Annotated in this window: 17 protein-coding genes and 3 tRNA genes; 8 read left to right on the top strand and 12 right to left on the bottom strand. The window is 58.0% G+C overall.

The annotated features are described in order from the left end of the window. Positions 1 to 111: 111 nt before the first annotated feature. On the bottom strand, positions 112 to 1,332 hold the full coding sequence (locus AC2FMY_RS05275; protein ID WP_496745567.1) for an N-acetylmuramoyl-L-alanine amidase: 1,221 nt from the start codon (positions 1,330 to 1,332) through the stop codon (positions 112 to 114). A gap of 76 nt (positions 1,333 to 1,408) precedes the next feature. Further along, entirely contained in the window at positions 1,409 to 2,554 is a 1,146-nt protein-coding gene (locus tag AC2FMY_RS05270; RefSeq protein ID WP_496745565.1) for a pyridoxal phosphate-dependent aminotransferase, read from the bottom strand. 22 nt (positions 2,555 to 2,576) lie between these two features. Here AC2FMY_RS05270 and AC2FMY_RS05265 point away from each other — a divergent pair, with 22 nt between their 5' ends. Then, positions 2,577 to 3,926: a M48 family metalloprotease gene (locus AC2FMY_RS05265; protein WP_496807081.1), complete on the top strand. Its 1,350-nt coding sequence runs from the start codon at positions 2,577 to 2,579 to the stop codon at positions 3,924 to 3,926. Further along, positions 3,926 to 4,681, top strand: a complete 756-nt coding sequence (locus tag AC2FMY_RS05260; protein ID WP_480749691.1) for a DsbA family protein — start codon at positions 3,926 to 3,928, stop codon at positions 4,679 to 4,681. The genes AC2FMY_RS05265 and AC2FMY_RS05260 overlap by 1 nt, the downstream gene beginning before the upstream one ends. Before the next feature lie 55 nt (positions 4,682 to 4,736). Here AC2FMY_RS05260 and ispG read toward each other — a convergent pair whose 3' ends face one another. The 3 genes from ispG to hemA form a co-directional block, all read right to left on the bottom strand. Next, positions 4,737 to 5,858 (bottom strand): flavodoxin-dependent (E)-4-hydroxy-3-methylbut-2-enyl-diphosphate synthase, encoded by a 1,122-nt coding sequence (ispG, locus tag AC2FMY_RS05255; RefSeq protein WP_480749690.1) that lies wholly within the window; start codon positions 5,856 to 5,858, stop codon positions 4,737 to 4,739. Between the two features lie 72 nt (positions 5,859 to 5,930). Further along, positions 5,931 to 7,145, bottom strand: coding sequence for a helix-turn-helix domain-containing protein (locus AC2FMY_RS05250; RefSeq protein WP_496807080.1), 1,215 nt, complete (start codon positions 7,143 to 7,145; stop codon positions 5,931 to 5,933). Positions 7,146 to 7,274: 129 nt separating this feature from the next. After that, positions 7,275 to 8,498, bottom strand: a complete 1,224-nt coding sequence (gene hemA, locus AC2FMY_RS05245; RefSeq protein WP_496745558.1) for a 5-aminolevulinate synthase — start codon at positions 8,496 to 8,498, stop codon at positions 7,275 to 7,277. Positions 8,499 to 8,833: 335 nt separating this feature from the next. On the opposite strand from hemA, the gene AC2FMY_RS05240 reads away from it, so the two are divergent. Next, positions 8,834 to 10,216 (top strand): M20/M25/M40 family metallo-hydrolase, encoded by a 1,383-nt coding sequence (locus tag AC2FMY_RS05240; RefSeq protein ID WP_496745557.1) that lies wholly within the window; start codon positions 8,834 to 8,836, stop codon positions 10,214 to 10,216. A gap of 46 nt (positions 10,217 to 10,262) precedes the next feature. Here the strand turns inward: AC2FMY_RS05240 and AC2FMY_RS05235 are convergent, their stop codons facing one another. The 3 genes from AC2FMY_RS05235 to AC2FMY_RS05225 all read right to left on the bottom strand — a co-directional run bounded on the left by AC2FMY_RS05235 (position 10,263) and on the right by AC2FMY_RS05225 (position 11,518). Next, entirely contained in the window at positions 10,263 to 11,246 is a 984-nt protein-coding gene (locus AC2FMY_RS05235; RefSeq protein ID WP_496745555.1) for a DUF922 domain-containing protein, read from the bottom strand. A 72-nt stretch (positions 11,247 to 11,318) separates the two neighbouring features. After that, positions 11,319 to 11,395: transfer RNA gene (locus AC2FMY_RS05230), tRNA-Asp, on the bottom strand. A gap of 46 nt (positions 11,396 to 11,441) precedes the next feature. After that, positions 11,442 to 11,518 (bottom strand) — tRNA-Asp (locus tag AC2FMY_RS05225). Between the two features lie 551 nt (positions 11,519 to 12,069). Between AC2FMY_RS05225 and AC2FMY_RS05220 the strand changes: the two genes are divergently transcribed. After that, the gene (locus AC2FMY_RS05220; protein ID WP_496745553.1) at positions 12,070 to 12,807 is read left to right on the top strand and encodes a porin; all 738 of its coding nucleotides are present in this window, start codon (positions 12,070 to 12,072) and stop codon (positions 12,805 to 12,807) included. A 102-nt stretch (positions 12,808 to 12,909) separates the two neighbouring features. Here AC2FMY_RS05220 and AC2FMY_RS05215 read toward each other — a convergent pair. Continuing rightward, a tRNA-Val gene (locus tag AC2FMY_RS05215) sits at positions 12,910 to 12,984 on the bottom strand. 303 nt (positions 12,985 to 13,287) lie between these two features. After that, the gene (gene lon, locus AC2FMY_RS05210) at positions 13,288 to 15,696 is read right to left on the bottom strand and encodes an endopeptidase La (protein ID WP_496745551.1); all 2,409 of its coding nucleotides are present in this window, start codon (positions 15,694 to 15,696) and stop codon (positions 13,288 to 13,290) included. 344 nt (positions 15,697 to 16,040) lie between these two features. Here lon and AC2FMY_RS05205 point away from each other — a divergent pair, with 344 nt between their 5' ends. Further along, on the top strand, positions 16,041 to 17,195 hold the full coding sequence (locus tag AC2FMY_RS05205; protein ID WP_480749683.1) for a sugar-transfer associated ATP-grasp domain-containing protein: 1,155 nt from the start codon (positions 16,041 to 16,043) through the stop codon (positions 17,193 to 17,195). A 17-nt stretch (positions 17,196 to 17,212) separates the two neighbouring features. On the opposite strand, the gene tgt is transcribed toward AC2FMY_RS05205, so the two are convergent. Further along, positions 17,213 to 18,343, bottom strand: a complete 1,131-nt coding sequence (gene tgt, locus AC2FMY_RS05200) for a tRNA guanosine(34) transglycosylase Tgt (RefSeq protein ID WP_496745549.1) — start codon at positions 18,341 to 18,343, stop codon at positions 17,213 to 17,215. 261 nt (positions 18,344 to 18,604) lie between these two features. Between tgt and AC2FMY_RS05195 the strand changes: the two genes are divergently transcribed. From AC2FMY_RS05195 to AC2FMY_RS05185, 3 genes are all read left to right on the top strand, one after another. Continuing rightward, complete coding sequence (locus AC2FMY_RS05195) at positions 18,605 to 19,498, top strand: SPFH domain-containing protein (RefSeq protein ID WP_496807079.1); 894 nt, start codon at positions 18,605 to 18,607, stop codon at positions 19,496 to 19,498. Beyond that, entirely contained in the window at positions 19,495 to 19,773 is a 279-nt protein-coding gene (locus tag AC2FMY_RS05190) for an NfeD family protein (protein WP_480749680.1), read from the top strand. Before AC2FMY_RS05195 ends, AC2FMY_RS05190 begins: the two co-directional genes overlap by 4 nt. Before the next feature lie 72 nt (positions 19,774 to 19,845). Beyond that, the gene (locus AC2FMY_RS05185) at positions 19,846 to 20,649 is read left to right on the top strand and encodes a hypothetical protein (protein WP_496807078.1); all 804 of its coding nucleotides are present in this window, start codon (positions 19,846 to 19,848) and stop codon (positions 20,647 to 20,649) included. 65 nt (positions 20,650 to 20,714) lie between these two features. Here the strand turns inward: AC2FMY_RS05185 and AC2FMY_RS05180 are convergent, their stop codons facing one another. After that, positions 20,715 to 21,704: a hypothetical protein gene (locus AC2FMY_RS05180; protein ID WP_496745544.1), complete on the bottom strand. Its 990-nt coding sequence runs from the start codon at positions 21,702 to 21,704 to the stop codon at positions 20,715 to 20,717. Between the last annotated feature and the right edge of the window lie 144 nt (positions 21,705 to 21,848).

Raw genomic sequence — 21,848 nt, 5'->3', positions numbered from 1 at the left:
GTTGATGCCTTTATTCCGCGGTGATGCCTATATAGTCACGCGCCGTCGCTGGGTCAAAACACATGGCGCATTTTGGCCGCATTACGCCACGACCCGCGATTTGGCCAGAGGTCAACGGCGTACCAAGGCCCGGTTTGCCGTATCCGTCCGTCGCCAGCTCTCCAATCCGGAAACAATGCCCTTGGCGATCGTTGCACGCCAAGCCGGGTTCGAGATGTTCTTGAGGTCGCGCGGGCTCGACAAGAAGCCCAGTTCGATCAAAACCGACGGAATATCTGCGGCCTTGAGCACCGAAAACGACGCCTCGCGCAGCGGCCTGTTGTTCATTGGTCCGCCCTGTTGCGCCATGCTGTCTGCCAGAACCCGTGCCAAAGTCTCGGTTCGCGGCTGCGTTTCCTGACGGGCCAGCTGCAACAGAACATTGGTCACTTGATCGTCGGTATCGCTCAGATCGATGCCAGACAGAAGGTCGCCCCTGTCATGCCTTTCCGCCAGCTTGGCGCTGGCGACGTCAGAGGCTTCATCCGACAGGGTATAAACCGTCGCTCCATGCGCCCGTCCTTCGGCAAGGGCATCCGCATGCAGTGAAATGAACACATCCGCGCCGAACTGGTGAGCCAGCGTGATCCGCCGCTCAAGCGAAACGAAGTGATCGGTTTCACGCGTCAACATCACCTCGAACCCCTCCATGCGCATCAGCAATTCGCGCAGTTCGCGCGCGAAGGTGAGCATCAGGGTCTTTTCGTTCGTGCGTTCCGTCTCGGCCCCCGGATCGATTCCGCCATGCCCCGGGTCCAGCATCACACGCAGGGGTGCATCCGGTCCGCGTGGCGCGGGTCTGTCCAGGTTTTCTGGCGGTGGGACATCCCAGCGACGATCCTGTGGCGCACCGGTAGATTTGGCAAACTCCGGTTCGGTCGCGGGGAGCAGGGCCAGTTCCAGAACCGCTCCACCGCTCACCGGGTCGACCTGCAATTCGGCCCGATCAACGGTCATGGGAGACGCAAGTTCCACCACCATGCGGGACATGCCCGGCACGTAGGTGCCGAATAACACCGCGCCCACCCGATCGGTGCGTGAAAACCTGTCGCCTTTAAAACCGGTCCAATCAACTTCCTGAAAGTCCAGCACCAGCCGGCGAGGCGCATCAAGCGTGAACAGGCGATAAGGCACGCCCTGGCTCAGCGCCAATTGAAGCGACACGCCCTTGTTGCCCAGGCTGGTTATTTGACTGTCTTCGGGGACGACCCGCGCGAGACCGCCAAATTCCTGTGCCTGCGCACCGGAAACCAGCACCCAGACGAGCGCAAAAAGAGTGGCGATCCTGCTCATTGCCTCAGTGTATCCCCGAGATCGTTCGCGCGGACCCTATATCAAGCCGATCGATTTGTGAACGGCCTTGACCTGTTCAGGTTCGCGACTGCATGAATGTTTTGAGTCGTTCCAGCCCCTCTTCAATATTCGCTGTCGAGCGGGCATAGGAGAACCGCAATGTGGTATGTCCTCGCACCGGATCGAAATCTAGGCCGGGTGTGACGGCGACCCCCGCCTTATCTAATATCTCGGCGGCAAAGGCCCGGCTGTCGTTGGTCAGCTCTGAAACATCCGCATACACGTAAAAAGCCCCATCCGGCGGCGCGATATTGGTGAACCCGGCTTTGGGCAGGCCCTGCAGCATCAAGTCGCGATTTACGCGATAAACACTCAGATTGGCCTGCAATTCGTCGTCGCATTCCATTGCGGCCAGGGCGGCAACCTGACTTGCGTGCGGGGCACAGATGAACAGGTTTTGGGCAATGCGTTCCACAATGCGCACCTGATCCTCGGGCACCACCATCCAGCCGACCCGCCAGCCCGTCATCGAGAAGTATTTCGAGAACGAGTTGATCACATAGCACTCGTCGGTCAGTTCCAGCGCCGTGACCGCCTTCGCTTCATATTCGAGCCCATGATAAATTTCGTCGCTGATGAACGAAGCCTCCTGCCCCCGGGCCGCATCAATCAGGGCGCCCATCGCATTTCGATCCAGCATAGTACCGGTTGGGTTTGCGGGTGATGCCACCATCAGCCCGGCCAGTTCCAGCCCCGCCAGATCAACGGGTACAGGTTGCAGGCGGTTTTCTGCGGCCGTCTGAATATCGACTGGCACCAAACCCAGAGCCTTGAGGATCTGACGGTATGAAGGGTATCCCGGTGCACCGATGCCCACGCGATCCCCGGTATCGAACAACGCCGTAAAAGCCAGCAGGAACCCGCCCGAAGATCCCGGCGTGATAACCACGCGGTCGGGATTCAGATCGACATTGTACCAGTCGCCGTAAAGACGTGAGATGCGCTGGCGCAGGGCGGGTATTCCCAGTGACACGGTATAACCCAATGGCTCATCGTGCATCGAAGCCCCAAGCGCTTCGATGGCGCCTTTCGGCGCGCCGGTCCCGGGTTGGCCGACCTCCATGTGGATGATGCGGCGACCGGCCTCTTCGGCTTTGCGGGCGGCCTCCATCACGTCCATCACGATAAAAGGATCAACCTCGGATCGGCTTGAGTTTCGCATGCCCATCTCCCATGTTGCGAGCATGGCTTTTGACCGCGTATCCCGGCTGGCGTCAATCCCGGCCTTGTTTTTGACGGCTGTCCTTTGGGTTGTGACGGCCGCACCGGTATATGCGGTCGGTCTTTTGCGCGATCCGGATATCGAACATGGCCTGCGCGAACTGGCGTTTCCGATCCTGCGCGCGGCGGGGTTGAACACCAACCGCGTGAGGGTGTTGCTGGTCGACGACGACAGTTTCAACGCTTTCGTCATCGACTACAACACGATCTTTTTGAACTATGGCCTGATTCTGAAAGTTGATACGCCCGAAATGCTTCAGGCCGTTATCGCGCACGAGGCCGCCCACATAACCAATGGTCATCTGGCCCGCCGCACCGCCAATCTGGAAAGCGCGCAACGTGTTGCGACGCTTGGCACCGCACTTGCCTTGATCGCCGCCGCCGCCGGAGCTGGCGAAGCGGCCGGTGGTATTGCCGCTGGCACTTCAGCCTCTGCATTGCGCGGTTTTCTAAGCCATACACGCGCTGAAGAGGCCTCGGCCGACCGTTCCGCGGCCAGCTTTCTGCAATGGTCAGATGTGTCGCCCAAGGGCCTGGTCGATCTGCATCGCGCTTTTGCGGGTCAGGAGTTGCTGTCACCGGCGCTGCAAGACCCCTATATGCGCTCTCACCCGTTGAGCCGAGACAGGCTCCGCGCGGCCGAGGATTTTCTGGCCGCCTACGGCGACAAATCCAGCCCCAATCCAATTGCCGACTATTGGTTTGCCCGGATCAAGGGCAAGGTGTCGGCTTTCACCCGTTCCTCTTCCTGGACCCTGCGCCGCGCGCGTGAAGAACAACACCGTGACATCCGGCTGATGCGCGAGGCCGTGGCCTACCATCTCAACCGCGACCTTCCCAACGCGATTGCGGCCATCGACGGCGCTTTGACAATACGGCCGGACGATCCGTTCTATCATGAGCTCAAGGGGCAGATCCTGCTGGAGAACCGCGAGCTGCAACACGCCGTGGCAGAATACGGGAAAGCGGTCGATTTTGCCCCCAATGATGCGCTGATCCTGGCGGGATACGGGCGTGCCCTTTTGGGCGCGGGTCAGACCAAATCTGCATTGGAGACACTGGAAAAGGCCCGAGCACGGGACTACCGTAATATCCGAATGATGCACGATTTGGCGATGGCTTATGCCAAAGCGGGCGAAAACGGCATGGCCTCTATGGTCACTGCGGAACGCTTTGCTCTGCAAGGCCGATTGGAAGACGCAGGAATTCATGCCAAACGTGCTGTCGGACAGTTGCCCGAAGGCTCGCCGGGCTGGCAGCGCGCACAAGACGTACTAATTGCATCGGAACGAGCACGGAAAAGGAAAAGATAATGCTCCGATTTGCCGCCCCGGCCCTTTTGGGCCTGACACTGATTTCCGGTCCTGCGCAGGCTACGGACCTGAGCGACATGACCGACGACGAAAAGGCCGCCTTTGGTGCCCAGGTACGCGAGTATCTGCTGGATAATCCCGAGGTAATTCTCGAGGCGATCAACATCCTTGAGGAAAGGCAGGCCGTTGCCGAAGCGCAAGCCGATCTTGAACTGGTTGCCACCAATGCCGATGCGCTGTTCGACGACGGTTACAGCTGGGTCGGTGGTAACCCCGAAGGCGACATCACCCTCGTCGAGTTCATGGATTACCGTTGCGGCTATTGCCGCAAAGCCGTTCCCGAGGTCGCCAAACTTCTGAAACAAGACGGCAACATCCGTTTGATCATCAAAGAGTTCCCAATTCTGGGAGAGGCATCTGTATTGTCTTCGCGCTTTGCGGTCGCTACCAAACAGACCGCTGGGAACGAAGCATACAAACAGGTCCATGACGCCCTGATTGAGTTCGGCGGAGATGTGACCGAAGTCACATTGCGTCGCATCTCGGACGGGCTTGGCCTGGAAACCGAAACCATCATCGCACATATGGACAGCGACGATGTGACCCGCGAAATTGCGCAGACCCGCGCATTGGCGCAGCGGCTGAAAATTTCCGGCACGCCGACCTTTGTTCTGGAATCCGAAATGCTGCGCGGCTATGTGCCCGCCGAGCAAATGGAACTGATCGTCGAAGACATCCGCGGTCAAAGAAGCTGAGCTTGACGCGCAGCTTCGACAAAAGCCTCCAATGCGCTGCGTTGGGGGCTTTTTCCTATTCTGCGGCGTCCTTCAAGCCTTCCAGCTCCGCCGCCTTTTTCTCGACCTCTTCGACGATGTGATCGACCATCTGGTCGTTCGACATCTTGTGGCTGGCTTTTCCGGCGAGATAAACCATGCCGGATCCAGCACCGCCACCGGTAAAGCCCACGTCTGTCATCAGCGCTTCGCCCGGCCCGTTCACAACACAACCAATGATCGACAGGCTCATCGGCGTCTTGATGTGTTCCAGCCTCTTTTCCAGCGTCTCAACCGTTTTGATCACGTCGAACCCCTGGCGGGCGCAAGAGGGACAAGAGATGATGTTGACGCCCCGGTGGCGCAGGCCCAGAGATTTCAGAATCTCAAAGCCGACCTTGACCTCTTCCACAGGATCTGCGGACAGGCTGACACGGATGGTATCGCCAATGCCCATCCACAACAGGTTGCCCAGGCCGATTGCGGATTTGATTGTGCCTGAAACCAACCCGCCCGCTTCGGTGATACCCAGATGGATCGGGGCGTCGGTCGCTTCGGCAATGCCCTGATACGCGGCGGCAGAGAGGAACACGTCACTGGCCTTCACACTGATCTTGAAATTGTGAAAGTCGTTGTCCTGCAGGATGCGAATATGTTCCAACCCGCTTTCGACCATCGCTTCGGGGCACGGTTCGCCGTATTTCTCAAGCAGGTGCTTTTCCAGACTGCCCGCATTGACCCCGATACGGATCGAACAGTCATGGTCGCGCGCCGCTTTGATGACTTCGCGTACGCGGTCGGGAGAGCCAATATTGCCGGGATTGATCCTGAGGCAGGCCGCGCCCGCCTCGGCTGCTTCGATGCCACGCCTGTAATGAAAGTGAATATCCGCCACGATGGGAACCGGACTTTCGCGCACAATGTCTTTCAGCGCCTTGGACGAGGCTTCGTCCGGCACCGACACCCGAACGATATCCGCGCCTGCTTCGGCTGCTGCCTGAACCTGCGCCACTGTCGCGGCCACGTCAGTTGTCAGCGTATTCGTCATGGTCTGCACCGCAATTGGCGCATCCCCTCCAACGGGGACGTTTCCGACCATGATCTGACGGGATTTGCGGCGATAGATATTGCGCCACGGGCGCACATGATTCAGCGACATGAGGTCTGGTCCGCATCTGCTCCGGTTGTGGCAGATACATAGGCCGGACGCCCGGTGCCTGCAATGGTCGGATTACTCGCTGGGCGCCTCGACCGGTTGTTCAGCGATCTGGATCTGGGCCGCGGCAACCATGCGGGCCAAATCGTCGTCCTGCCCAAGATCGGCGACCTGATAGCGTTCCGTTACAGCACCGATTGACAGCGGTACGTTCTTGGTCACGATTCCACGTTCGCCTACAGGCCCGAAATGCTCACCATTCGTGGCGAAATAAATCGCGCCGCTTTCGCCTGCACGAAGCGTCGGCGGTTCTTCGGTCAGCGGCACCTCATAGGTTTCGCCCGACTCCATGATCTTCTCAAAGATCGTCGACCCATCTGCCGCTGTCACCCGCACCCACGACGGGCGCACCGCAACCATCGTCAGCGATGGCGCAGCTTCTTCCAGAACCTGGGGCGTGATTGGATGCGGCGCTGCCCGCTGCAATTCCGCGACCTGCACTTCCGGAAGCTCCGGTGTTCTAAAGGATCCGACGGTTCTGGGATCAAGGGTCGAAATCGGCGCGTCACGGGCCACGAGTACCGGCACGTCCAGCGCCTGAGGCCGGTACAGGCGGTCAAGCGCATCGGCGGAGGGCTTTGTTATCCCAGCCGTTTCCGTGACCGATTCACGGTTGCGCGCCTCTTGCAGCGGATCGAGATCGGTCAGCACGAGCGGTGCTTGTTCGACCGGGGCGACCTGGACCTGCTGAACTTCCTTAAGTACGGTCCAACCGCCATATCCGATACCGACGATCATCGCCACCAGCACAAAGAGCGAGCCCAAAGCGCGCGGCTCCACATGGCTCAAGAAGGAATCCTTGCCCGGAACGAAAGGTGTATTGGGGGAAATGAAGGGATCTCGCCCCATCGGGCCACGCGCGGGCAAAGCGCCTGTTGATTTCTTGACCACCGACGCCTCGGCGGACATGCCATGGGCAACTTCGAACCCGCTTTCCTCGCAGAATGTGGCAAATGTTTCATCCGGGTTCATGCCCAGATAGCGGGCGTAAGAACGCACATACCCGGCGATAAAGCCGGGCGTGTCGAATGCTTCGGGTTCAGCATTTTCGATGGCAGCTATATAGTTCGCCTTAATCCGCAACTCACGCTGAACATCCAGCAACGACTTGCCCATTGTCGCGCGCTCACCGCGCATCACATCGCCAAGTCGTAGCTCGAAGTCGTCAAACCCTTTGGGTCTGCCGATATCAACTTCTCCGGAGTCGCGCTGATTGCTGCGCCCAATCATTCCTGCCGCCCCATGTTGCCTGCCGCGATTCTTACACGTAGCTGTCAATCGTCCCCATAACGATTCGCTCGTGCTTTTGTTACCGTAAGACTAACACGCTGCAAACGAGTTGCACACCTTGGCCTCACCTTATCCGGCAAGTTCGGCGCGATTTAGCGCACAATGTGACCAAAGTTCGTCCAAAGCTTGAACCAAACGGTTCATTTCTTTGGGCCCATGCACTGGTGATGGAGTAAAGCGCAAACGCTCGGTTCCACGCGGGACGGTCGGGAAATTGATCGGCTGAACGTAGATGCCGTAGTTGTTCAACAACATATCGCTCAATTTCTTGGTATGGACAGGATCGCCGACAATTACGGGTACAATGTGGCTGCCATGGTCGATAAGCGGTAAACCCATCCCCTTGAGGCGCAGCTTGAGAACGCCGGCCTGCGTCTGGTGTTGTTCACGCAATTCCGGCGCCTGCTTGAGGAACGCAACCGACGCAGCCGCTCCGGCCGCTACTGCGGGCGGCAGTGACGTGGTGAAGATGAAGCCGGGCGCGTAAGACCGGATCGCGTCGCACATTTTGGCGCTGGCCGCGATATAGCCGCCCATCACGCCGTAGGCTTTGGCGAGCGTGCCGTTGATGATGTCGATCCTATGCGCTAACCTGTCCCGTTCGGTCACGCCGCCACCGCGGGGACCGTACATGCCGACCGCGTGCACTTCGTCGATATAGGTCAGCGCGCCGAATTCGTCGGCCAGATCACAAATCTCTTCGATTGGGCCAAAATCACCGTCCATCGAATAGACCGATTCAAAGGCGATCAGCTTGGGAGCGGCCGGATCGTCAGTTTCGAGCAGTTCGCGCAGATGAGCGACGTCATTGTGGCGGAAGATACGCTTGGCCCCGCCATTCCGGCGCACGCCTTCGATCATCGAGGCATGGTTGAGCGCGTCGGAATAGATGATCAGGCCTGGAAACAGCTTGGGCAGCGTCGAAAGCGTTGCGTCATTGGCAATATAGGCAGAGGTAAACAAAAGCGCCGCTTCCTTGCCATGCAGATCGGCCAGTTCGGCTTCAAGGCGCTTGTGATAAACGGTAGTGCCCGAAATGTTGCGGGTGCCGCCCGACCCTGCCCCGGTGGCGTCGATGGCCTCGTGCATGGCGGCCAGAACAACCGGGTGCTGTCCCATGCCCAGATAGTCGTTGCCACACCAGACCGTAATGTCCTGCTGGCTGCCATCGGGACGTGTCCAGACCGCATGCGGGAATTGCCCCTTGCGACGTTCGATATCGATAAAGGTCCGGTAACGGCCCTCTTCATGCAGCTTGGCAATCGCGGAATCGAGCTGAGCAGTATAGTCCACCGGTGTCTCCTTCATCATCCGTCCGCTTTCCCCATTTCAAGCTTCCGGAGCCATCCACCAACGCCAACAAATTCACGTTCATGAATGAATATCTTTCATGTACCTTCAGATCAACTGCCTATAGTCCGGCAAGACGACGCAGCTTTGATTTGCATCAAATATATTTTTAAGACCGCTCAAACAAGCAAAGTTCCGGCGCACCGGCGCGAGGAAACGACGCAGCCGCGTGGCAGCGCCCGGATTCCATCATAGTACATGATTTCTCGCACCCTTGCACTGGACTGTCCTGCCGCCGGTGCTAGGCTCCCCGAAAATTGATCACTCAGGAGCTGTCCATGTCGCTAGACCCCGTACTCAACCGGATCGATTCCGATCTGCCTGCTGCCATTGACCGGTTGATGGAACTGCTGCGCATTCCGTCGATTTCGACCGACCCGGCTTACAAGGAGCAATGCGAAAAGGCGGCTGATTGGTTGGTTGCCGATCTCAACTCCATCGGCATCGCCGCGCAAAAGCGCATGACACCGGGCCATCCGATGGTCGTTGGTCGCGTTGGAGAAGACAGCTCCGCGCCGCACGTGCTGTTTTATGGTCACTACGATGTGCAGCCCGTTGACCCGCTGAATTTGTGGAAGCGCGATCCGTTCGACCCTGCCCTCGAAGAGACCGACCATGGGCAGGTCATTCGCGGGCGCGGCTCATCAGATGACAAAGGCCAGCTCATGACTTTTGTCGAAGCCTGTCGTGCATGGAAGGCCGTTCACGGCAAACTGCCCTGCCGCATCACCTTTTTCTTTGAAGGCGAAGAGGAATCCGGTTCACCTTCTCTTATCCCGTTCCTTCAGGAAAACGCCGCAGAGCTCCAGGCCGATCTGGCGCTGGTTTGCGACACTTCGATGGTGTCCCGTGGCGTGCCCTCGATCGCATCGCAACTGCGCGGCATGCTCAAGGATGAGTTTACCATTGTCGGACCCCGTATCGATCTGCATTCCGGCCACTATGGCGGGCCGGGCCTGAACCCGCTGCGCGAACTCTCGCGGATCGTTTCGTCATTTTATGACGAGGAAACCGGGCGCGTGGCTGTCGAAGGGTTCTATGAAGGCGTGCATGAAGTGCCCGCCGACCAGTTGCGCCAATGGGAAGGTTGCGGTTTCGACGAGGCGGAATACCTCAATTCCGTCGGCTATTCGCAAGCCCACGGCGAGAAACGGTACTCGACACTGGAACAGCAATGGGCGCGTCCGACGCTCGAGGTCAATGGCTTGTGGGGCGGTTACAACGGAGCTGGCTCCAAAACCGTGATCCCGTCCGAAGCACATTGCAAGATCACCTGCCGCTTGGTCGGCGACATGGATCCCGACGCCCTGCGCGACAAGATCCGCAAACACGTTCAGGATCGCCTGTCGCCAGATGCCAAGATCGTTTGGGACAACGATCTGGAAGGTTCACGCGCTTCGGTCATGAATATCACCCGCCCCGAATTCGAAGCCGCACGAGGCGCGCTGTCGGATGAATGGGACCGCGAGGCCGTCTTTACCGGCATGGGCGGATCGATTCCCGTTGTCGGGTTCTTCAAATCCATTCTGGGGCTGGATTCGATGCTGGTCGGCTATGCCAACGACGATGATGCCATACATTCTCCGAATGAAAAGTACGATGTCAAAAGCTTCCACAAAGGCATCCGTTCGTGGGCGCGGATTCTGGATGCGTTGAACTAGCGCGCGGTCGGCACCGGCCGCTTTCTGGCCGGTGCCCGCCTCATTGTCAGGGGTCGTGGGACATATCCAGCACCACGCCTTCGTTCTTGCCGTGATCCGATTGGCCAGGTGAATCATAGGCGTCCTGCTTGTCCTGCCATCCTTGCGTTTCGTCTTTCCAATGGGTAGGCAAGTCTGCCTTTTTGACGTTTTCCTCGGTCAGGTCAGCTTCAAAGGCATCCACACATTCGTTGAAAATCTTGTGGTGATTGTCCTCGTGGGCCTTCAGCTTTTTCCACATCGTGTCCCAGCTGCCCTTTTGACCCTTGTTTCCCTTCGAGTAGTTTTTCCACTTGGGCATGGTAATGATCGGCTTGGCAGTGATTGTTATAGTCTTGATATGGCCATCCAATTGAAAAGAGGCGCTCATCGATGCGTTCGAACGGTAGCGCCCCCAGAACTGGCGCTTGTTGAGGTTATCGAACACCTGCTGAATGGTGTTCCCAACGACGGAATATGTGACCAGCTTGGGGCTGGAGATCGACCGTTTCACTTCTGCCGGATCGGGCGGTACGTCTTTCAGTTCAACGCCTTGCTTGTAGCCACCCAACTGTTTGTCGTCATAGTCCTGTGAGGCTTTCTTTATGCCTTCCTTGATCTTTTTCGCCGCTGAGGTGAAGCTTGACTTGTCCAGATCCATTCCTTCGAGTTCCTTGATGGATTTGGCCGCGGCTTCCAGTGCCAGTGCGTGCAACTTTCCCAGATATTTTTCCAAAGCCTTGACCATCCGGTTCCACTCGGCCTGCCGGTCCTTGGTGCTTTTCGACTGCTCCTTCCACTTCAAAAGCGTCATCTCTGGCTTTAAGGAAAAGGTGATCTCGGTCACCTTCTTGGACTTGTCGTATTTTGGGATGAGGCTCGGGTTGGCATTATAGCTGCCCCAGGTTGGCCGTTTGTCCAGAATGGTCGATAACGCTTCAAAATCGACGCCGGACACGGTCAGCATTTTCTTGGACGGTTTCGGCAGTTTGGTCTTTACCTTTATTGCCATCTCATTCTCCCTCACGCTCGGTACGTAAAAGAAATCCTAACACAACTCTGGCGCTACTTAAGGGGAAAGAATTGGCGCGGTTGACGGGGCTCGAACCCGCGACCCCCGGCGTGACAGGCCGGTACTCTAACCAACTGAGCTACAACCGCGCATATGTCTTGAACCCATTGGCCCGGATCCTGGGCTGGACAGCGGTGGCGCGGTTGACGGGGCTCGAACCCGCGACCCCCGGCGTGACAGGCCGGTACTCTAACCAACTGAGCTACAACCGCTCGCTGCCCGTTCATTGCTGAACGTTGGGGTGTATTATGGCTACGCCCGTGCATCGTCAAGCGGCGTTTCCAACTTTTTTCAAGCGGGGGCAAGAAATTCCCGCCCGCTACCAGAGGGAAAGACCCGCATTACATCGGAAGAACAAAATATTTTCTTTTATTTTCAGATTGTTGCAAGGTGACGCTCTAGCTATGAGGTGCATGTTTACACCGCCCATTCGACGCAACCCTGTGACGCTTCGAAGTGAGTGACGACACCGTGCCAACACCTTCCCGAAAAGATGTGTCCCCGGAATCAGATGACAGACCTCGATGGCCACCAGACAATCTGCGAAGACGCGTAATTCGTTGAGTTGTCCCAAATGTACAGATCAAAACCCCCGATATTCCATTTTGTACAACCGCTGCCCCGATGGATCGTGCTCGCCGCGCAACAGAGCTGAACTTTTGCGCGCGCCCGCTACCTGAGCGCGAACGTTGCAGATATTTCGGCGACAGTGGAGCCGGCCAATTTCCGGACCGGACCACATAAAAAAATCAGGAGCAGAATCTTGAAAAACATTATTGTTTCCGGTGCCTTCGCAGCCGGTTTTTTGGCGAGTGCCGCGCATGCGGTGGAAGTTACCGGCGGGTATATCGACCTGGGGTATTCGACTTTTACCGACAATGATCTCGGCAGCAAATACAACCTCAACGGTTCGGGTGAGCTTGCCTTTTCGCGCCAGTTCAGCCTGCAGCTGGATCTTGGCGGCTACAGCTTCCGCGAGATCGATGAAACCGGCACCAACGTTACGCTTCACGCGAACTACCACGCCAGCGAAGATCTGTCGCTGGGTGCGTTCTATGGTCAGGACTCGCTGGATGTCACCGGCGCGGGTACTTTGGACATCGATTTCTACGGCATCGAGGTCGGATATGACGCAGGCCCGGTCGCCATCGAGGGCTATCTGGGCCGTCAGGATCTGAGTGATTTCGCGGGTACGGACGGCACCATTTTCGGCATCTCCGTTGCCAGGTTTGCGACCGAAGAATGGGAACTTTCGGCAAACTATGACTATATCGACAATTTTGGCGGACTTATTGACGCCAGCACCTTTTCATTTGGTGCAAACTACCATTTCAACGAGGGTGCGGAGCTCTATGGTGAGTTGGGAACCGGACGCCTTGAAGTATCCGGTTTCAGCAGCACCGAAGCCTATGTCGGCGTGGGCGTGCGGATGAACCTTGGCAATGCGCGCGGCACCACCTTTGGCCGTCGCGGCGTTCTGGACAAGCTTCCTGGCCTGTAAGACAGCGAACCCCGGCGCATTATCTGCGCCGGGGTCACTTTGAAGTCGAGACTCTTCGGTACTCCGCACGTACCTGAAATCCCTTGTTCACCGAGGTTTTGATGGTGGGTGATAAGAGATTTGAACTCCTGACATCTTCGATGTGAACGAAGCGCTCTACCACTGAGCTAATCACCCATGGGCGCGGGTATTACAGCGTCTTCCATACCTTCGCAAGAGGCCAATCCTGAATGTGCCTCCTAAATTGCAAGCCAGCGGCCAAGCCACGATATTTCAACCGGCAATTCCTTGATTCTGTAAGATAATTTAAACACCAATGTAGACCTGGGCATACGTCGGATACACCTTTCGACTTTTCAGCCAGCGCCGGGTGTCGCGGTGCGAAGCTTTCTGCGGGAGTTGGGAATGTAGAAATTCCTGAAGTGGAAGCAAAAAAAGGCGGGCCGCGATGCCCGCCTTTTCAAAGTTTTGCACCCGTGCTCAGTGAGCGGTTGCGGATGGTCCCGACTCGCTGGCCGTTTTTGCTGCGGCCGCGGCCGCCTCTTCCGCCGCCTCGTCCCATTCGATGGGATCGGGCTGGCTGACCAGAGCATGTTTCAGGACCTCGGACACATGGCTGACCGGGATGATGGTCAACCCGTCCTTCACGTTATCTGGGATCTCGGGCAGGTCTTTTTCGTTTTCCTGCGGGATCAGCACCGTCTTGACGCCGCCGCGCAGGGCCGCCAGCAGCTTTTCCTTGAGACCTCCGATGGCACTGGCATTGCCGCGCAGGGTGACCTCGCCGGTCATGGCAATGTCCTTGCGCACCGGAATGCCGGTCAGCACCGACACGATGGCCGTGACCATCGCCAGACCGGCGCTGGGGCCGTCCTTGGGCGTGGCACCGTCAGGCACGTGTACGTGAATGTCCCATTTGTCGAACTGCGTCGGCTTGATGCCCAGCTTGGGCGAGATCGACCGGACATAGCTTGACGCGGCCTCGATCGATTCCTTCATCACGTCGCCCAGCTTGCCGGTGGTCTTCATCCGGCCCTTGCCCGGCAGGCGCAGCGCCTCGATGGACAGCAACTCGCCACCAACCGAGGTATAGGCCAGACCGGTGACGACACCGACCTGATCTTCAAGCTCGGCCAAGCCATAGCGGAATTTCGGCACGCCAAGAAAGTCGCTGAGGTTGTCGGGCGTCACGGTGACGCTGTCGGCCTCTTTCTTGATGATCTTGGTCAGCGATTTCCGCGCAACCTTGGCAATCTCGCGTTCCAGATTCCGCACTCCCGCCTCGCGGGTATAGGTGCGGATGATCGCGGTCAGCGCCTCGTCTGTCAGCTCGAACTCCTTGGCTTTCAGCCCGTGGTTCTTGATCTGCTTCGAGATCAGGTGCTGTTTGGCGATTTCGCGCTTTTCATCCTCGGTATAGCCGGCGAGCGGAATGATCTCCATCCGGTCCAAAAGCGGCCCGGGCATGTTGTAGCTGTTGGACGTGGTCAGGAACATCACGTTCGACAGGTCATATTCGACCTCGAGATAGTGATCCATGAAGGTGTTGTTCTGTTCCGGGTCCAGCACTTCGAGCATGGCCGAGGCCGGGTCGCCACGGAAGTCCTGCCCCATCTTGTCGATCTCGTCGAGCAGGATGAGCGGGTTCGTGGTTTTGGCCTTTTTCAGCGACTGGATGATCTTGCCGGGCATCGAACCGATATAGGTGCGGCGGTGACCGCGGATCTCGGATTCGTCGCGCACCCCACCCAGCGAGATGCGGATGAACTCGCGCCCCGTCGCCTTGGCGACGGATTTGCCCAGCGAGGTCTTGCCCACGCCCGGAGGACCGACCAGACACAGGATCGGACCCTTGAGTTTCTTCGAGCGCTGCTGCACGGCGAGGTACTCGACGATCCGTTCCTTGACCTTCTCAAGGCCATAGTGATCGGCATCCAGGACTTCCTGCGCACGGCCAAGGTCTTTCTTGACGCGCGACTTGGTGCCCCAGGGCAGCGACAGGATCCAGTCGAGATAGTTGCGCACGACGGTGGCCTCGGCCGACATCGGGCTCATGTTCTTGAGCTTCTTCAGCTCACCCTCGGCCTTTTCGCGGGCCTCCTTGGACAGCTTGGTTTCGGCGATCTTCGCCTCAAGCTCGGCCACTTCGTTGCTGCCGTCCTCGCCGTCACCCAGTTCCTTCTGAATGGCCTTCATCTGCTCATTCAGATAGTATTCGCGCTGGGTCTTCTCCATCTGGGATTTGACGCGGGTCTTGATCTTTTTCTCGACCTGCAGAACCGACATTTCGCCCTGCATCAGACCATAGACCTTTTCCAGCCGCTCGCTGACCGACAGCGTTTCCAGCAGGTCCTGCTTTTGTTCGACCTCGATGCCCAGGTGGCCCGCGACCAGATCGGCCAGTTTGGCGGGCTCGGCGGTCTCGCCCACAGCCGAGAGCGCCTCTTCGGGGATGTTCTTGCGCACCTTGGCGTAACGCTCGAACTCGTCCGCGACGGTGCGGATCAGCGCCTGGGTGGTGGTCACATCGCCGGGGATTTCGGTCAGATATTCAGCCCGTGCCTCGAAAAAGTTTTCGTTTTCAAGGAACTCGGTGATCTTTACCCGTGCCTGCCCTTCGACCAGAACCTTGACGGTGCCGTCGGGCAGTTTCAGCAGTTGCAGCACATTGGCCAGCACACCGGTATCATAGATGCCGTCGGTGTCAGGATCGTCCTCGCTGGGATCGATCTGGCTGGACAGCAGGATCTGTTTGTCATCCTGCATCACCTCTTCCAGCGCCCGGACCGATTTGTCGCGACCGACAAAAAGCGGCACGATCATGTGCGGAAACACCACGATGTCGCGCAGCGGCAGGACGGGGTAAGAGGAATTCAGAGGCTCTTGCATGCTCTATCCTTATTCTTGGCAAGACGACCCGGCCCCAGCAATCGGCGGCATTGGCCCGTCTCCACATTGGATGCTTTTATCTGGTACTGCGGTTGATGTTTTTCAAGCTCGCTGCCCTGGTGTTTGACCTCACCTTGCCTTCGTGAGACCGGGATCACAAGAGTGCAAACGCCATCGAAGCCACAATACCCGCCAACTGGCAGATTTTTTCACAAGGCGCGTTACCTGAGACTTCCTGGCGTCCACTGAAACGCGCATCTGGGAGCTGCCACAATTCGGCCATCCGCTCTGGCTATATTGGCGGAAAACGGTTTGTAGCAGATTCGGAAACAAAGGCAGGCAACATGAACCAGCAAAGCACCCTTTCCGCAACAGAATTGGACAAACAAAGCTACTATTCGGCTCGGGACAGCAGTGACAAAGAGCTTTTGACCTATGCCGCAAGGAAAACGGGACGCTCTCCGTTGAAAATCCACCGCGAGTTTCGACAGCTCGCCAAATCGCCCAATCGCATCAACCTCGTAGAATATGTCCGCAACGGCTTATACGACTTGGACAGGTATTCTGAAGAAGAACGTTCGCGATTCATTTCCAACGATTTGCATTGGCCGATCACACATAAATGCAATGATCAGAGCTGGGCAGGCGCAGCCGAAGACAAGATCCTCGCAGCGACCATACTGTCGGCGGGCGGTGTGCCAGTTCCTGAAACAATTGCTGTGCTTGATTCTTCCTCCCGAATTTATCCGAAAACAAAAAAGATTTCGTCCGCCGACGAATTGCGCAACGTGTTGTCGGAGCACGCGAGCGAAACGCTGTTTGGAAAAGTTGTCGGTGGTATGGTCAGTTTCGGCGCGTTCCGCATCGAACATGCAGATCACGACCATATACATTGTACCGGTCAAGACCCGATGAGCTATTCGGAATTCATTGAAAGCTTTGTCGGCAACAATGCGTATGTCCTTCAACGGGAGTTGAAAAATCATGCTGATTTTTCAGATTATTGCTCGGCTCTCGCAACCGTTCGGATGGTAAACCTCGTATCACCTTCAGGTGTCCACAACCCAATAGCCATCATCAAAATGCCCCAGGGGAATAACATTGCGGATGCCTTCTGGAGGCCGGGCAACCTTGCCTGCGAGGTCGATGTCGGCACTGGTCGAATTCGGACAGTCGCGCTGCGTGGACTGGAAACCGAATTTCTGGACGATCATCCCACTATCCCGGGGCTTATTGGGCGACAACTGCCTTGCTGGAAAGAGTTGATAGAATTCAATAACCGTGCCGCCCGACTGTTTGCGCCGATCCGGTATCAATCAACGGACATCGCGATCACGAATGCCGGCCCTGTGGTCGTGGAGATCAACTATGGCGGCGGTTTTGATTTGCCCCAATACGCCAGCGGTCGTGGGTTGTTGACTGCTGACGTTCGCTCCTTTTTTGAAGATTGCGGTGTTGACCTGAACGCAAAGCCCAAAAAGGGGCTATTTTCTCGCTAGCCTGTTCGTCGTAATGGTCACAGCGGCTCGATATCTCCCTGTGCCCGTTGGGAATGAAATCCCGCCTGCCAGGCCGCAAACGTGCCTGCCGCAATCGCGTCTCGCATGCCCTGCATGATGTCTTGGAAGTAATGCAGGTTGTGCCAGGTCAGCAGCATCGAGCTGATGATCTCCTGACTGCGGAACACGTGATGCAGGTAAGCGCGGGAGTAGTTCCGGCAGGCGGGGCAGGAACAGTTTTCATCCAGCGGGCGGGGATCATCCATGTGGCGGGCATTCTTGATGTTGAGAACGCCGTGCCGGGTGAACACCTGCCCGGTACGGCCCGAGCGGGACGGCAGAACGCAATCCATCATGTCGATGCCGCGCGCCACGGCGCCGACAATGTCGTCGGGCTTGCCCACCCCCATCAGATAGCGGGGTTTGTCTGCAGGCAGGAAACCGGGGGCGTAATCAAGGCAGTCAAACATCGCCTGCTGCCCCTCGCCTACGGCCAGACCACCGACGGCATAGCCGTCGAACCCGATCCGTTTCAGCGCCTCGGCGCTTTCCTCGCGCAGGTCCTGTTCCAACCCGCCCTGCATGATGCCAAAGAGGGCATGGCCGGGGCGGTCACCGAACGCCTCGCGCGACCGGTCCGCCCAGCGCATGGAAAGCCGCATCGACCCGGCAATGCGGTCGCGGTCGGCAGGCAATGCCGGGCATTCGTCGAAACACATGACGATATCCGATCCCAACAGTCGCTGGATTTCCATCGACCGTTCCGGGGTCAGTTCGTGTTTCGAGCCGTCGATATGGGATTTGAAGGTCACGCCCTGTTCGGTCAGCTTGCGCAGCCCGGCCAGCGACATGACCTGAAACCCGCCCGAGTCGGTCAGGATGGGGCGTTCCCAGTTCATGAACTTGTGCAGGCCGCCCAGACGGTCAATGCGTTCCGCCGTGGGGCGCAGCATCAGGTGATAGGTATTGCCCAGCAGGATGTCGGCCCCGGTCTGACGCACGCTTTCCGGCATCATCGCCTTGACCGTCGCTGCCGTGCCGACCGGCATGAAGGCTGGTGTGCGGATCTCGCCGCGCGGTGTGTGGATCACACCGGTACGGGCCTTGCCGTCGGTGGCGTGCAGGTCGAATGAAAAACGCTCGGTCATGTCTTTTGCCCCGGATCGCTGAACCGGGCAGGCTTTGCCTGATTGGCCCCGGCATTGCAAGCGGTTCGCATCCGAATCGCCTTTTGGCACCCGCCAAGGCGGGCAAAGGCCGGATGCAAAACGGTCACATGGCTTTTATGGAGACGCCAATTCGCAGGAATGGTGACTTGCGCCACCAGACGCTCTCCTCCTACCAGTATTGAAATTTTGCGACTCAATCACCAAATGCATACCACGGTATACAAAAACTGAGGGACACATATGACCGAAGAACTGATCATTGGCCTTATTACGCAGAACATCATCTACGTTCTGGCGGCGATATTTGTCGTCGTCATCATCTTAAAAGGCATCAAGATCGTGCCGCAATCCGAGAAATACGTGATCGAACGGTTCGGGCGGCTGCATTCGGTGCTTGGGCCGGGGATCAACTTTATCGTGCCGTTCCTGGACGTTGCACGGCACAAGATTTCGATTCTGGAACGCCAGCTGCCGAATGCGACGCAGGATGCGATCACAAAGGACAACGTGCTGGTGCAGATCGACACCTCGGTTTTTTACCGCATTCTGGAGCCGGAAAAGACTGTCTATCGCATCCGTGATGTCGATGCCGCCATTGCAACGACCGTGGCGGGGATCGTGCGTGCCGAGATCGGCAAGATGGATCTGGACGAGGTGCAATCCAACCGCGCCCAACTGATCTCGCGCATCCAGGAAAGCGTCAAGACGGCGGTCGATGACTGGGGAATCGAAGTGACGCGGGCCGAAATTCTGGACGTGAACCTGGATCAGGCGACGCGCGACGCAATGTTGCAGCAGCTGAACGCCGAACGCGCCCGCCGCGCCGAAGTGACCAAGGCCGAGGGCCAGAAGCGTGCCGTCGAGTTGAACGCCGATGCCGAGCTTTATGCCGCCGAGCAGACCGCCAAGGCCCGCCGCATTCAGGCCGAGGCCGAGGCTTATGCCACCGAGGTTGTCGCAAAGGCAATCCGCGAGAACGGTATCGAGGCGGCGCAGTACCAGGTGGCGCTGAAGCAGGTCGAGGCGCTCAATGCGCTGGGCAATGGCAGTGGCAAGCAGACCATCGTTCTGCCCGCCAACGCAATGGAAGCCTTTGGCGATGCGTTCAAGATGCTGAAAGGAGGCAAGGCATGACCGAACCGCTCTGGTCCATCTGGTGGATCTGGCTGGCCGGGGCGCTGATCCTGGCCATAGCCGAGGTGCTGTTGCCGGGGTTCATCTTTCTGGGGTTTGCCATCGGCGCAGCGGTGACCGGTCTGCTGCTGGTTCTTCCCGGCCTGTCGATTTCGTTGCCGGTGCTACTGTTGATCTTTGCCGTGCTGTCGCTGGCCGCGTGGCTGATCCTGCGCCGCCTCTTTGCCCTGCCCCATGGGCAAGTAAAGCGCTTCAAGGACGACATCAACGGCTGAGCCCTAACCGGATCTGCCAAATTCTGTTATCCTGTCGGCATTTGACCAAGTTGCTTGTGCCGTCAGGATGATATGGAAAATCAAATTGACCGCATCAATGCACTGACAAGTAACGCCAGAAACACTTGGTTCGTGTTGCTCGGCGCACTGATTTTTGTCGGCCTCACCCTGATGCAGGTGGACGCCATCGACTTTTACGGTGTGGATCGGGCCACGCAGCTTCCGCTTGTCAACGTCTCGGTTCCGACACGCCTTTTCTTTTACGCCGCACGGTTCCTGGTTGCGGCCGTCTATGGCTATTTCCACCTGTATCTGATCCGCCTTTGGGATGCGTTGGGGCCGGCCCCCTACCAGAACGATTTTGCCGAACCGCTTTCCGATCTCATTCAGCCCTGGCTGGTATCGGACGCCGCTTTCGATTGGCAGAGCGACTGGCGGAACGCGTTTCTGAATGCGTCGGTGGAGGTTCCGCCTGAACTGAGGCAGTGGATGGGTGACCCCTGTCAGTGGCGATGGGCCGAAACCTATCGGGACGACAACGGACCGTTGTCCGACGCGGAATTCTTTGGCATGTGGCGCGGCTGGCTGGAAAGGGCACAGGACCAGTTGATCACCTGGGAACAATATGCCCCCGACCGCTGGCGCGATGTGCCTGCGATTGCTCCAACACCCGAATGCACGTGGGCTGAACAGCTTTTGCGGCGTGACGTCAACGGCATCCGGAGATGCAGTATCACCCCTCGCCTTCGGCCTCTTCCTCTGCCTTGGGTTTGGCGGTACCCCATTTCCAAAGCCCCCGGATCACCAGACTCACCGCGAGACAGATCACCAGCAGCAGACCAACGCCCGCGTTTGTGTCGGGCGCGGCCCAGCTGACCAACCCGATACCGGCAAGCAGGCCGAAAGCCCCCCAGGCCCCGTAAGACAGCCAATCCATCGCGTCAGTCCTTTCCGAGGAAAGACAGGATCTCGTTGCCCCATCTGTCCGCCCAGTTGCCGATTGTGTCGGACAGGCTGTCCTCTTTCCAGCCATCAATCCAGAGATCCTGCTTGGCCTCGATCTCGTCCCGCCAGGCCTCGAATTTCTCGCGTGCCTGCGTGGCGGTTTCAACGTCGGACAGGTCCATGCGCAGGATCAGGGCGTCCGAAGCGCCTTTCTGATGCGTGGGGCTCCACGCCAGAACGAACGGCCCTCGGTGGCCCTGCAATGTGCTGATATCCGACTCGGTCAGCGCGGCGCGGGCATCGTTGAGCGCCTTCAGCGACGTGCCCAGCCCATAGTCATCCACGGCTTTGGCGCACCCTTCTTCATCGCTTTGCGCCATTGCCTCGACGGCAACGTAGTCCTGATTGACTGGCCATACAGTAACGAGCTGGCGATCCAGTGGCTGTTCGACCTCGGAATAGGCAAGGATGGCCGCAACATAGCCACGACATACATTGAGAAACCGGTCGCGATCCTGCGGCAGGGGCTTGGATTTGAACGAGATAATCGCATAAGCGGCAAAATGCTCGGGCGGGAACATGCCTGGCCCCGCAAAAATTCGGGTGGCCCGGCCCTGATCGGAAGGCGGACGCAGAGCGGCGACTGCGGTATCCGGCACGGCAGTGGCGGGCCTCGATGGGGTTGCAGGTTGAACCGGCGTGATTTGAAGCGACCCACGGCTTTTCGGAACAATCACGTAGCCGTTGGAATTGCTGTTGGAATAGCCATAGGTGCTCCAACCGCCGCCCGAAGTGCCACAGTAGGTGCAGCCACCCCATCCGCCACCGCCGGTTTCACCACCGCCGCCGCCGCCGCTGTCGCCACTATGCTGTTCCTCTTCTTCCTCATCGCGCGAGTAATCGTCCTCCGACTGGGCGAGGGCGAAGTGCGAGAGGAGAGACGGTGACAGGAATGCCATCACCATCAAAAGATAAAACACGCGCATGGCTCAAACCCTCAAAACAATGGGGTTATTGTAGCATTTGCATAGATTTTTTTCCAGTTCTCCTTCTGGTTTAGCGCTGCACGTGGCCTGCGAAATCTTTCCGCTTTCTGGTTTGGCCGTGTTAGATTGGTGAAACAGACCACG

This window comes from Ruegeria sp. YKSE079 (genome assembly GCF_059612845.1).
Note: the sequence above shows the minus strand (reverse complement) of the source record. Positions and strands in the feature narration are given on the sequence as shown.